The 14,138-nt window shown below is 33.9% G+C and carries 8 protein-coding genes and 1 other annotated feature; all 8 genes read left to right on the top strand.

Annotated elements, in window-relative coordinates:
• Positions 1-229: 229 nt before the first annotated feature.
• Positions 230-2,038 carry an N-acetylmuramoyl-L-alanine amidase gene (locus CLLU_RS12125; protein WP_106010051.1) on the top strand — a complete coding sequence of 603 codons (1,809 nt, stop codon included), beginning with the start codon at positions 230-232 and terminating at the stop codon, positions 2,036-2,038.
• Between the two features lie 79 nt (positions 2,039-2,117).
• Positions 2,118-2,342 (top strand) — a binding site (T-box leader).
• A 116-nt stretch (positions 2,343-2,458) separates the two neighbouring features.
• Entirely contained in the window at positions 2,459-5,563 is a 3,105-nt protein-coding gene (gene ileS / locus CLLU_RS12130) for an isoleucine--tRNA ligase (protein ID WP_106010052.1), read from the top strand.
• A gap of 181 nt (positions 5,564-5,744) precedes the next feature.
• The gene (locus CLLU_RS12135) at positions 5,745-6,743 is read left to right on the top strand and encodes a LacI family DNA-binding transcriptional regulator (protein WP_106010053.1); all 999 of its coding nucleotides are present in this window, start codon (positions 5,745-5,747) and stop codon (positions 6,741-6,743) included.
• 197 nt (positions 6,744-6,940) lie between these two features.
• Positions 6,941-11,023: an AAA domain-containing protein gene (locus CLLU_RS12140; protein ID WP_106010054.1), complete on the top strand. Its 4,083-nt coding sequence runs from the start codon at positions 6,941-6,943 to the stop codon at positions 11,021-11,023.
• 211 nt (positions 11,024-11,234) lie between these two features.
• Positions 11,235-11,612, top strand: coding sequence for a demethoxyubiquinone hydroxylase family protein (locus CLLU_RS12145; RefSeq protein WP_106010055.1), 378 nt, complete (start codon positions 11,235-11,237; stop codon positions 11,610-11,612).
• A 14-nt stretch (positions 11,613-11,626) separates the two neighbouring features.
• Positions 11,627-12,451, top strand: coding sequence for a family 1 encapsulin nanocompartment shell protein (locus CLLU_RS12150; RefSeq protein WP_106010056.1), 825 nt, complete (start codon positions 11,627-11,629; stop codon positions 12,449-12,451).
• 156 nt (positions 12,452-12,607) lie between these two features.
• Positions 12,608-12,937, top strand: coding sequence for a DUF3870 domain-containing protein (locus CLLU_RS12155; RefSeq protein ID WP_106010057.1), 330 nt, complete (start codon positions 12,608-12,610; stop codon positions 12,935-12,937).
• A 154-nt stretch (positions 12,938-13,091) separates the two neighbouring features.
• The gene (locus CLLU_RS12160) at positions 13,092-14,069 is read left to right on the top strand and encodes a DMT family transporter (protein ID WP_106010058.1); all 978 of its coding nucleotides are present in this window, start codon (positions 13,092-13,094) and stop codon (positions 14,067-14,069) included.
• Positions 14,070-14,138 lie beyond the last annotated feature (69 nt).

Raw genomic sequence — 14,138 nt, forward strand, 5'->3', positions numbered from 1 at the left:
TCAAAAGACTGGACTGTTTTATTCATTTTTTATGCGATTTTATAAATCTGTGGATAATTCTAAAACTCAAAGTTACCTTATCCACAGTCGTTATCTAGTCATTTCTAAAAAAATGGGGAAACTCTAAAGTTATTTTATATTAATATGTAAATATACACAATTTTGAGTATAAAACTGGCACTTTTTATATTATAATAAAATAATGTGAGGATCATATGGAGGTGATTATTTGAAAAATAAAAAAATTTATGTATTGCTGCTGATGAGTTTTATATTTATATTATTTGCAGGAATTAATGTTGTACAAGCATCTGGATATGATGGGACGACTATAGGAGAAAATGTAGATGTCAACAAATCCTGGAATATAAAATTCAATATGAAATTGGATACAAGTACAGTGAATGATTCCAATATAGTGGTAACGGACAGTCAAGGAAATGTGGTTCCAATTTCTCTACAAATTGGAAGTGATGGAGCTAGTCTGATAGTTAGCCCTAAGACCCAATATACATATGGACAAACCTATAATTTGACTGTGAAAAGCGGCTTGAAATCTGTAAATGGCAAGAATTTTAAAAGTGAATCCAAAATGCAGTTTACAATAAAAAAAGACAATTCAGTTTCTAATGCAAAATACACTGTTACCATTGATCCAGGTCATGGAGGAACAGACTATGGCAATGTCAGCCAGTCAGGTTTGAAAGAAAAAGATGTGAATTTATCTGTAGCATTAAAAACAGGCAAAATATTAGAGCAAAATGGAGTCAATGTGGTTTACACAAGAGAAGATGATAATGTAACCTGGAACAGCAGCTCCGATTTGCAGTCACGTTTCGACATAGCAAATAAGGCAAATTCTGATTTGTTTGTAACTCTGCGCTGTAATTCCTATGAGGGAAGTTCAGAAGCAGCTGGGATAGAGACGTATTATACTGATTCCAGTGAATCTGCTAAGAATGCTGCACAGCAGATTCAAAGTGAAATTATAAGTTATACGGGAGGTGCAGATAGAGGAATTAAGGCAGGATTGAGCAAGCATACCATACTTAGAGGTACTGTGGCACCTGCAGTTATGGTGGAATTGGGATTTATGACTAATGCTGAAGAAAGTGCACTGCTTGGCAGTGATGATTATCAGAACAAAAGTGCAGCTGGTATTGCAAATGGAATCTTGAAGTCTTTAGGATCTCTGGGCCAAAGTAAAGATGAGTCCATAAGTTACATATCGGATGTTTCTGATAATATAATTCAGGGAAGCCAGTATACACTGCCTACTAGTGTAAAAGCTACTATGAAGGATGGAACCACTAAAAATGTACCGGTGATATGGTCGCCTGATTCCGTGGATTCTTCTAAAGCGGGAGTTTTTACCTATAAAGGATCCGTATCAGGTTATGACAAGCAAGTGGTTTTAACGCTGACTGTTTCTTCAAAGACGCCTGAAGAAACACCACCGCCTTCAAATACAGCACCTGTAATAGCAATAGATCCGGGGCATGGAATGGGAAGTGATATCGGAGCCACGGGAATAAATGGACTTCAGGAAGATGATATTACATTGTCAGTGGGTTTGAAAGTAGGTGCCATACTCAGTGCCAAAGGCGTAAATGTAGTCTATACCAGAACTGCGGATATGCGTTCCACTCCAATGAGTGTTACCGAGAGCCTCCAGAAAAGGTGTGATATTTCAAACAGAGCCAATGCAAAATATTTTATATGTATTCATGCCAACTATTTTGATGATCCTGCTGCAAATGGTACTGAAACTCTATACTATACCGGAAATTCAGAGGGTGAAAGGCTGGCCTCAAATATACAAAGCAGTATAGTAGACGAAGTGGGAACCTATGACAGGGGATTAAAGGATGGAAGCTGGCTCTATGTGGCAAAGAACACCGATGCAACCGCCGCTCTTGTAGAATTGGGATTTGTGAGCAATCCCGGGGATGCGGCAAAACTGAGCAGTGAGGACTACAGACAAAGGTTTGCGCAGGCCATAGCCGACGGAATACTGCAGACCTTGGGATATGAATAGATGAAATCTGAAATGTTTAAAAAAAATTGACAATAAAAAATTCATATAATATAATTATAAGAAATTGTACAATGATCAGTTAAAGGCGTTGAATAGGGAGAGTATTCAAGTTTGTATTGCTTACAGAGAGTGAGGATGTTGAGAACTCATAGAATAACTTGGAGAAAATCACCTTGGAGTTTGGGAGTTGAAAGATGTTTTTTGTCATTCGAGTAAGTTCTCACGTAAATCTGCGTTAAAGAAAGACGTATAAAAGTAAAAGTGTTGCCATAGGTGGTATAACGAATAAAACTTCGTCCTATTTGGATGGAGTTTTTTTATTGTAAATAATTAAATATTAGATATTTTAAATTTTGTATAGTGCATAAAACATATACAATAGTAAAAACTTAACAATAGGAATAGAAAGGGGTTAAATCCATGTATAAAAAAATTGACAATAATAAAAGTTTTGTACAGAGGGAAAAAGATGTTTTAAAATTGTGGAAAGAAAAAAAGATAGAAGAGAAGAGTTTTAAGGAGAATGAGGATGGAGAATATTTCACCTTCTATGATGGACCTCCAACTGCTAATGGAATGCCTCATATAGGCCATGTTTTAACCAGGGTTATAAAAGATCTTATACCAAGATATAAGGCTATGAAGGGATATAGAGTTTTAAGAAAAGCAGGGTGGGATACCCATGGACTTCCCGTGGAGCTGGAGGTTGAAAAAAACCTTGGAATTTCCGGAAAGCCTCAGATTGAAGATTATGGAGTGGAAAACTTTATAAAGAAGTGCAAGGATAGTGTATTTACATACGTAAGCCAGTGGAGAAAAATGTCCGATAGAATAGGTTTCTGGGTGGATATGGATAACCCCTATGTGACTTATCATAATGACTATATAGAATCCGAATGGTGGGCATTGAAAAAGATATGGGAAAAAGGTCTTCTATATAAAGGACATAAAGTGGTACCCTATTGTCCGAGATGTGGTACTGCACTTTCTTCCCATGAGGTTTCACAGGGATATAAGGATGTAAAAGAAACATCAATATATGTTAAATTCAAACTCAAGGGAAAAGACAAATATATGCTTGCATGGACAACAACTCCATGGACACTCCCTAATAATATGGCATTGGCGGTAAATGAAAACTATGATTATGTAGAAGTGTTGAACAGGGGTGAACATCTGATACTGGCAGAAGCACTTGTTGAAAAACTGGAAGATGAATATGAGGTTTTAAGAAAATTTAAAGGGAAGGAATTGGTTGGGCTGGATTATGAGCCAATGTTTAACTTTGTGTCCTTTCAGGGAAAGGCGCATTATGTGGTTCATGCAGATTATGTAACTTTAACGGAAGGTACTGGAATAGTTCATACCGCACCTGCCTTTGGTGAAGATGACAGCAACACCTGTAAGAAGTATAATATACCTATGACCAATTCTGTTGATACCCAGGGAAAATTTAAAGAAGAAGTTACTCCGTGGAAAGGGATTTTTGTAAAAAATGCAGAACCTAAAATAATAGAGTATTTGAAGGAAAATGGAATACTTTATAAAACGGAAAAATTCACTCATTCCTATCCATTTTGCTGGAGATGTGATACACCTCTTTTATATTATCCCAGAGACACCTGGTTTATCAGAATGTCTTCCGTTAGAGATAAGCTGGTTAGAAATACCAATGATACAAATTGGTATCCTGACAATATAAGAACGGGTAGATTTGGGAAATTTGTAGAAGGAGTAATAGACTGGGGTTTGAGCAGAGAAAGGTATTGGGGTACACCTCTTCCAATATGGGAGTGCCAGTGTGGTCATAAGGAATGTATAGGAAGTATAGAGGAATTAAAGGAAAAAGGAATAAATGTACCAGACAATATAGAACTTCACAAGCCTTATATTGACAGAATTAAATTGAAATGTCCTAAATGCGGCGGAGAGATGAAAAGATCTTCAGATGTAATTGACTGCTGGTTTGATTCAGGATCTATGCCCTTTGCACAACACCATTATCCATTTGAAAATAAGGAGATTTTTGAACAGAATTTCCCTGCTCAATTCATATCTGAAGCGGTGGATCAGACAAGAGGCTGGTTTTATACGCTTATGGCAATATCTACGGTATTGTTTGACAGAAGTCCTTTTGAAAATTGTGTGGTTTTAGGGCATGTACTGGATAAACACGGATTGAAAATGTCAAAACATAAGGGAAATGTATTGAGTCCGGAAGTAGCACTGGAAAATGAAGGGGCAGATGCAACTAGGTGGTATTTTTATACTGAAAGCGCACCCTGGCTTCCATCCAGATTTTATGAAGAAGCAGTTCAAGACAGCCAGAGAAAATTTTTAGGCACCCTTTGGAATGTATATTCATTTTATGTGCTTTATGCGGATCTGGATAATTTCAATCCACTGGATTACAAAGATTTTACAAGCAAAAATGTAATGGATAAATGGATAGTTTCGAAGTTGAATTCACTCATAAAGGAGACTGAAGAACATCTAGATAATTACAGAATTACCCAGGCTGCTGAGAATATAGGAAATTTTGTGGATGAACTTTCCAACTGGTATGTTAGAAGAAATAGGACCAGATTTTGGAGTGAGGCTTTAACAGAAGACAAAATAAGTGCCTATGTGACTTTGTACAGGGTATTACGTACGCTGATTCTAGTGGCTGCACCATTTGTACCGTTTATGACGGAAGAAATATATCAAAATCTAGTGGTAAATCTTGATAAAGATGCTCCGGAAAGTATACATTTATGTAAATGGCCACAGTATGATACTAGTGCAATTGACAATAGTTTGGAAAGAGATATGGAAGAAGCGTATAAAATAGTTAGATTGGGAAGAAGCGCTAGAAATACAGCTAATATAAAGAACAGACAGCCTCTTTCAGAAATGCTGATGAGTGTAAAGGAACTCCCTAAATACTATGAAGATATAATTAAAAGTGAGTTGAATATCAAGAAAATAGTATTCAATGCGGATTTGTCAAAATACGTGGAGTTCAATATAAAACCCAATTTGCCTGAATTAGGTAAAAAATACGGCAGATTGATACCTAAGATAAGAGAGAAAATATCTTCAATGAACCAGATGGAGCTGGCAAAAAAGATAAACAATGATGAAACAGTAAATGTAAAAATAGAAGGAACTGAAATAGAATTGAATTCTAAAAATCTGCTTATCAATATGAAAGGATTAGAGGGATTTGCCTTTGCAGGAGAAGGTAATATAGGTATAGTACTGGAAACTGCTATTACAGAAGAACTTAAAGAAGAGGGAGACTTAAGGGAAGTTTTAAGTAAAATACAGAATATGAGAAAGGAAAGCGGCTTTGAAGTTGCAGACAAGATAAATTTGTATATTTCAGGGAATGAAAAACTTGAATCTGTAGTTAAAAAATTTGAAAGCCGTATTAAAAAAGAGACCCTTTCTTTAAATGTTGCTTATAATGTGGATAGAAAATACAATAAATGTGACATCAATGGAGAGGAACTTAATATAGCGGTAGAAGTAGTAGAATAGATAGTGTTTACCATGTTTCCAGATTTCAGTAAAATTGTTTATTTTATATGAAATCTGGAGGTATTAAAATCAATTTTACAGTTTAAAATATTGATAATTGATAAAAATATGTAAATTGTCTTGTAATAAAATAGTTTTATAAGTATAATTATAAAAAACGCAAATTGGTAGGTGATATAAAGTGGCGGCATCAATTAAAGACGTAGCCAGAGAAGCAGGAGTCTCAATAGCTACGGTATCCAGGGTACTTAATGATGTAGACGTTGTGAATGAAGAGACTAAAAAAAGAGTGTTGGCAGCTATTAAAGAGTTGGGATACAGGCCCAACATAGTGGCGAGAAGCCTTAAAACACAGAAGACAAGAACTGTAGGCATAATAATCCCAGATATATCTAATCAGTTTTACCCTGAAATTGTAAGGGGAGCTGAAGACGTGGCAAATATATATGATTATAATATAATGCTGTGCAACACCGATCTAAATATGGAAAAGGAAATGGAATATCTAAAGGTCCTAAGAGAAAAAATGGCGGACGGGGTTTTATATATGAGTAATTCTCTGGAGCCAAATATTCTGGAACTTATAAGACAGCTTCAGCTGCCTATGGTTTTGGTAGAGAGTACAAGTGAAAAAGAAAATATTCCCAGTGTAGCTATTGACAATGAAAAAGCAGCATATGATGGAGTTGCCTATTTGATAAAAAAAGGCGATAAAAATATAGCTTACATAGGTGCAGGAGAAGATACGCTCAATGCAAGCGCCACGAGGTATAAAGGATATAAGAGAGCTCTTGAGGAAAATAATCTGGAGATTAACAAAGACAGGATTTATTTTAGTAATTCTAAAGCAAGAGATGGATATGAGGGAATAAATGAAATATTGAATAAAACGAAAATAGATTCAATATTTTGTACAAATGATGAAATTGCCATAGGGGCTATAAATGCACTTAGAGAAAAAGGTATCAAAGTGCCTGAAGATATAGATGTAATGGGCTTTAATAATATATATCTGTCATCTATATTTTATCCTAAGCTGACTACTGTATCCCAACCTATTTATGATATGGGATCTGTAGGTATGAGAATGCTCATAAAATTGATAAATAAGCAGGAATTAAAAGAAACAAATTATATATTGCCGCATGAATTGATTGAGAGAGATTCTTGTAAAAAATAGTTTTATAATGAAGAAAGCAAGGAAGTAAGTTTTTATTTTAAAGACTTGCTTCTTTTTTTAAAAATAATTGTAGAAAAATATTGTCAGGAATATTTAAATTTTGTTTAACGAAAATTTTGAAATTTTCACTACATGATGGTATAATTTAACATAAAAGTAAATATAATATTTAGTTTACCATTATTAGGAGGGAGAGTATGGATTACAGGGACAGAATAAAAAATATATTTTTCTATTTATTGAGTTTGAAAAAATTAAATCAAAAGATCATAAAGAATGTTTATGATTATGAAAAAGTGTATTGGGAGGATCAATTTCTTCATGTGCCCGGATGTATTATAAACAGACTATCTGTAAATCAGCCATGGATTGAGATAAATAGAAAATGTAACAGATTGTATGAAGAATTTTTTTATCTATATCAAGAAGGCCAAAAAAACGAAGGGAGTTTTGAAATAACTTTCGGGCATGGATTGCTTGCATGGAAAAGAGGAACCGAACAGATTCTGCATCCTGTTTTAACTACCAGAATGAAAATAGAATTTGACAAAATAAAAGAAGCATTTATTTTAACTCCTTCAAATAAAACCGTATTAGAGACCTCTTTATTTGAAGGTTCTAAAGAATGTAATACAAAGGGTATTTTTGCATTAGAGGAAAAAATAACGAGATTCAACCTTGATCCTAGAAATATAATTCAGACTGAAGGTACTTTTTTGAAACTTTTATCTTGTATAAATGTCCATGGAAAATTTAAAAAAGATAATTTTTTAAGAAAAAAAATTGAATTTCAACAATATCCTATTATTTATAATACATCTATCATCTTTGTAAGAAAAAATAATGTCAAGCTATGGCAGGTTGAAATAAATAATATAATAAAGGCAATAAACAACGGATATGAAATACCTGAAACCATAAAAGCCTTGGTAAATGAAAAAATTGTGAACTGCAGTGAGAGCGGAAACCAGGAATGGGAAGATGTAGGAAAAGATTTACTTTTCCCGCTGCCTGCAAATTTTGAACAAAAGGAGGTAGTAAAGAAAATATCTCAAAATTATGGTGTGGTTGTTCAGGGCCCTCCAGGCACAGGTAAAAGTCATACAATAGTCAACCTTGTATGTCACTTACTTGCCCATGGCAAGAAAGTACTGGTGACCAGTCAAACCAGCAGAGCACTTAAAGTATTGACTGAAAAAATACCTGATGAGATAAAACCATTGTGTATTAGTATTCTGGGAAGCGATCCTGATTCCCTGAGCAGACTTAATGAATCGGTGAGAAAAATAACAGAAAATTTATCTATGGATGCGGAGACGATGTGCAAAGAGGTTGAATTATTAGAGAAAAAATTAAGTTCCTGTAAAAAAAATCAACAGGAATTGTATGAAAAGTTCAAGTACATGCAGGAGATGGAAAATAGAAGCATAGACTACAATGGCAAAGAATATAGTGCCATGGACATTGCAAAATGGGTAAGAAATAACAGGGAAAAATACTGTTGGTTGGTGGACAATATTCATATGGATGATGCCATGCCTTTATCGGAAAAAGAATTTGAACTGTTGATATATTTGAAACAAGCATTGGATAAAGAGGAAAAGCTTGAGTTTGATGATATTAAAGACATAATTGAGAAATTACCTGAAGACGAGGAGATATGCCGTAGAATATCTGAATATAAGAAAGTAAAATTAGAGTACCATAAGTATACTGATATATTGGAGGGATGGCATATACCGCATAATCACAAATGTAATTATGAAGAATTATTGAAACTGTTATATGAATGTAAAGGAAAAATGGCTGCATTTGGGACAGGTATATGGGGAAATATATTTCATAGTTATCATAATAGTTGTTTATCAAAGCAGACTTTGAAGGACCTATTGTATAAGAGCAGCAACTGCATATTGATAATTGGTAAAATTAGAAACCAGATTAGAAACCACAATATAGAAATTCCTCATAATATTAATATAGACAAGTTTCAGGAGGACTTTGATATGCTGTATAATTCTTTTGACAAACGGGGTAAACTGGGTAAACTATTTTTAATCTTACATCCTGAATGCAGCTATCTGCTTAAAAATTGTAAAGTAGATGGAATGCCATTAAAACATATGGATCAGTCAATAATAATCAAGCTCTATATACAGCAGATAAAGGCTATTGATGAACTTAGAAATATGTGGAACAATACCATGCGAGACTATGGTATGAAAGCTATAACTGGTTCCATGAAAGTTTCTGATATAATTGGAATAGAAAGAAACTTAAATTATCTAAATGAAATTGTGAATTGGGATAGAATGTATAAAAAAAGTATATTGGAGGGCTTTGGAAGAATATCAATTCCACAAAATATAGACTGGTATAGGGAGGAATCCTATGATTATCTAATTAAATGTGTAGAAGTTATGAGGAATATAGATGTATATAATGAAAATAAAGCTTATATAGAAGTGTTTAAAAAGACTATAAATAGCATAAGTAAATTTAAAAGGCTCTATGAAGCCGTGGAAAATTTAAATGAAGATGAAGTTAAAACCATATTGAAAAAATTAAAAAAGGTTAAAAGGGTAAAGAATAAATGTCTCAAACTGGATGAATTAGTAGCAAAGCTGGGGAAGGTATGTCCGAGAACTGCTGAGAGTATAGTATATAATTGGGACTATGGAAAGGAAAAGTATAATGATTGGACACAGGCCTGGAAATGGGCTCAATTAAATAGCTTGTTAAATCATATTTATGATTTAAATCCAGATAAAATAGAAGAACGAATAGGTGTGGAGAAGAACAGAGAAAAAGATATTATAAAAGATATGGTTTCAAAGAAAACCTGGTATAATCAGATACTTAGAACTACGGAAAATGAAAAAAGAAGTTTGTTCTCATGGATGCAGGCGGTGAAAAGAATAGGAAAAGGCAGAGGCAAAATGGTACCTGAGTACAGAAAAATAGCTCAAAGGGAGATGGAGAAGTGTAAAAAAATAATTCCGGTATGGATTATGCCATTAAACAGAGTAGTGGAAAATATAAAACTTTCAAAAAATATGTTTGATGTGATAATATTTGATGAAAGCAGCCAAAGCGATTTATTTTCGCTATGTGCTCTTATGAGGGGGAAAAGAGCAGTCATAGTAGGAGACGATAACCAGATAAGTCCTGAAGTTGTGGGTATTGATCAGAAAACCATACATAATTTAATAGACCAATATTTGAAAGATATACCTCAAAGGCAGTGGTTTGATTTGCAAACAAGCCTTTATGACACGGCGTTAAGGGTATTTCCAGCTAGGTTGATGCTGAAAGAACATTTCAGATGTGTTCCTGAAATAATAAATTTCAGCAATAAACTGAGTTACTCTGGAGAGATGCTGACTTTGAGATATCCTAAAATTAATGAAAGATTTCACCCTCCGGTAAATGCAGTTAAAGTGGAAAATGGAGTTAGAGATTCTGTTAAGCCTGTGAATATTAAAGAAGCTGAATGTCTGGTAGATAAAATTGTATCCTGTTGTAAAGACAGTAAATACTCCAATATGTCTATGGGAGTCATCTCATTACTTGGAGAGGCCCAGGGACGGCTTATTGAAAATATGCTGAAGGAGAAAATAGGAGTGAACGAAATTATAAAGAGAAAGCTTATATGTGGAGATGCCTATTCTTTTCAAGGCGATGAACGGGATATAATGTTTTTATCCATGGTGATTTCAAAAGATGTAAAATTCGCACCTCTTATAAAAGAAACTGATGTCAGAAGATTTAATGTGGCGGCAAGCAGGGCTAGAAATCAAATGTGGCTGTTTTATTCTGTAGATTTGAAGGATTTAAATGAAGAATGTGTAAGATATCACTTCCTGAATTATTGTTTAAATTATGATAAGCATAATGGTAGTAATAAAAATGTAGAAGGTCTTTTTCAGACAGATTTTCAAAAAGATATATACAATCTTATAAAGAGCAGGGGATACAGAGTTGTACCTGGAGTAAAGATAGGCAGGTATAAAATGGATTTCATTGTGGAGGGTATGAGAAATAGAGTGGGCATAATATGTGATGGTGATACGGTATCTGAAAAATACGATTATGAAGAGTATATAGAGAGACAATTGGATCTGGAAAGAGTAGGATGGGTATTTTACCGAATAATGGGAAGTGAATTTTACTATGATCCTGAAGGGACTATGGAAAAGCTATGGGAAAAGTTAAACAATATGAAAATTGAAAGATACAGTTTACAGACATCAGATGATAAAGTGCTTAAAGTGGTTTGACTGCATCTCTAAAACCATACTATGATAAAAAATAGTACTTTGGAAATCTTCTGAAGGACTATTTTTTAATATAATATAATTTGTATTGTGGAATAATTTGTTATATAATATGTATTACACAAGAGTATATCTAATTATCATAATATAAGAAAATATGTATGATAATTTAAAATAATTTAAAAACTTCAAAATAATAAGGAGGTGGATGGTTATGCCAAATTTTGCAAATCCCTTTCAAGGAAATGTGGACAGGAAAATGACTAAAGAAGAACTGATTCAAGCTATAAGACTTGATATTGCAGGAGAGCTTGAGGCCATATATCTGTATGAATCCCATGTGCTGGCAACAGATAATGCTGCTGCTAAAAAGGTAATAGCGGATATAAGAGATGAAGAAAAAGCACATGTGGGTGAATTGATGTCTTTGTTAAAAATACTTGACCCTGAAGAAGCAGAGCATTTTGCTTCTGGTGAAACAGAAGTTGCAGAGATGATGGAAAATTTGAATATTCAAATTCCTGAAGCAAAGGAGACATCCAATCCGGATGAATCCACCCACAAAACTGTGGGAAGTTTAATAAAGGAGTAAGGAGGGAAATTGTCATGGATTATTTATCGAGGGAAAGTGCACCCTTTTCAGCTGATTTGTGGAAAAAAGTAGATGATGCAGTGGTTAATACTGCAAGCCGTGTGCTAATTGGAAGACGTTTTTTAAATATTTTTGGACCTCTTGGCTCAGGTATACAGAGTATAAATTTAGATAATTTCGATGAGACCAAATCAATAGAAGAAGAAACTATAGACGGAATTTCAAGAATCAAAAATAGAGAATACAAAGAAATACCATTGATATACAGTGATTTTACCCTTCCTTGGAGAGATATAGAAAGCAGTGAAAAATTAGGATATCCAGTGGATTTATCCGCAGCCACATTTGCTGCAGAAGCATGTGCACAAAAAGAGGACAAGCTAATTTTTCTAGGCAGCGAGAGTGCTGGATATGAGGGAATCTTTAATGCCAAAGGTACTAATAAAATAAAGAAAAATGACTGGAAATCCGGAGAAAATCCATTTACGGATATTGCTTCAGCAGTTGAAATTTTAACTGAACAGGGAATTTACGGAAAGCTGGCACTGATTGTAAGTCCTGATCTATACCTGCAGATGCAGCGTATACAGCCGGGAACGGGAGTTCTTGAAAGCGATAGAATCAGTAAACTGCTGCATGGAAATATATTTACAAGTCCTATTCTTGGAAAAAATAAAGCAGCACTTTTATGTACTGAACCAAATTATATAGATATTGTAATAGGCCAGGATATAGCAACAGCATATCTTGAACTTAGAGACTTAAATCACGTCTTGAGAATTTTGGAAACAGTACTTTTGAGAATCAAAAACAGAAAAGCTATAGTTGTTTTTGAATAATTGAGTTATACATGAGAGAAGTGGATTCGTCACAGGATTCGCTTCTTTCTTGTAAAAAATGTAAATATATAAATTTCAAATAAAGTTGATTAATTCTAGTATTTTTAGTATAATACTTTTAAATTTATAATATTAATCTTTTTAGGAGATAGCTAATTGAGAAAAAATAAAATTTTTATCAGTGCTTATTCAAAACTTCCTCAAGGGATATCTGCTGCAGAGATCTATGTAGAAGCTGCAATGTCTCTTGTAGTTGATAGAAACACAGGAACAATATATGATATGGAGTGTACACTTGCCACAGATATTGCAAAAGAGTACATAAAAGATATAGTAGTAGGTAGAAATATAAATCAAATAGATGATATAATACAGGATATTAAGGATAATTATCTTGGAACTGCTCAAAGGGCTGTAATAGCAGTGTTGACAAATTGTTATAAAAGATATATGCTTGTACATGTAAATTTTGATGAGAACAAGTGAAAATATAAATTTATAATTTGCCATTTTGTGATGATATAGGGTTTCCCCCTGTATAAAATTGACAAAAATACGGCATTAATATATGACAGTATATTAATGTCTTTTTTATTGTATATTTTTGAAGTAAATCATGTTTTAAGAGAGGATGTTTCAATTGAAGTATTTATTTATTGTTTTAGCTGCAGTAATATTCAGTACTATGGAAATTTTAGGGAAGCTAGCAGTTGGATTAAATGCACTGCAATTAAATTTTTTGAGGTTTGTAATAGGAGGGATAATACTGCTTCTGCCTGCTGTTAAAATTATGAAAAAGAGAAATATGAAGTTGACGGCAAATGATATAGGTTATTTCTGGGGAACAGGGCTGCTTTGTGTTGTGGTGAGCATGTCACTGTTTCAGCTGGCAATTACTTTTACAAAAGCATCCACTGTAGCTATAATTTTTAGCACGAATCCTGTATTTACTGTATTGCTTGCATATTTTATTCTGGGAGAAGAACTTAGAAAAGGAACCGTAGTGTCCATAGTATTTAGTTTGATTGGAATGATTCTTATTTTAAATCCTTTTGCAGCGAGTCCTGATATGACAGGAATAGTGCTGGCCATATTTTCTGCTTTAACTTTTTCACTTTATAGTGTAGTTGGCAAGTTGAGGTCTGCAAAATATGGCAGTGTAGTTTTAAATTGTATGAGCTTTATATTTGGTTCCGTCATCATGCTTATTCTTATATTTGTCTCAAGACTTCCAGTGGTTTCAAAATATGTATCACCAGAAGGAAATTTTGGATTTATGGTGAATGTGCCAATATTTGCAGGAATTAATTCTGAGAATATAATTCCACTCATATTACTTGGGGTGGTTGTTACTGGATTTGGATATATGTTTTATTTTAAAGCAATGGATGCAACTACGGCTGCTACGGCATCTATAGTTTTCTTTATAAAACCTGCTCTGGCACCTGTATTTGCATTTTGGATTTTAAATGAAAATGTACCTTTAGAGACCATGGCCGGTATAGGATTGATTCTAATTGGAGCCTATTTTACATTTAGTGGGAAGGATAATGGCAGTGTGGAAACAGAAATTGAGGATGAAGGTGAAGTTGATTTGAAAAAGAGGAAGGTAGTATGAACTCCAATTACCCTCTGGTCTGCGGTTCACATTTATGATGACTCACACATACTATAAAACGTAAGTAAA

It is taken from the genome of Clostridium luticellarii, assembly GCF_002995845.1.
In the GTDB taxonomy this organism is placed as follows: domain Bacteria; phylum Bacillota; class Clostridia; order Clostridiales; family Clostridiaceae; genus Clostridium_B; species Clostridium_B luticellarii.

Excerpts from the sequence above, each read along its gene's own strand:
- ileS (WP_106010052.1), top strand. The coding sequence starts at position 2,459 with ATGTATAAAAAAATTGACAATAATAAAAGTTTTGTACAGAGGGAAAAA.
- CLLU_RS12140 (WP_106010054.1), top strand. The coding sequence starts at position 6,941 with ATGGATTACAGGGACAGAATAAAAAATATATTTTTCTATTTATTGAGT.
- CLLU_RS12145 (WP_106010055.1), top strand. The coding sequence starts at position 11,235 with ATGCCAAATTTTGCAAATCCCTTTCAAGGAAATGTGGACAGGAAAATG.
- CLLU_RS12150 (WP_106010056.1), top strand. The coding sequence starts at position 11,627 with ATGGATTATTTATCGAGGGAAAGTGCACCCTTTTCAGCTGATTTGTGG.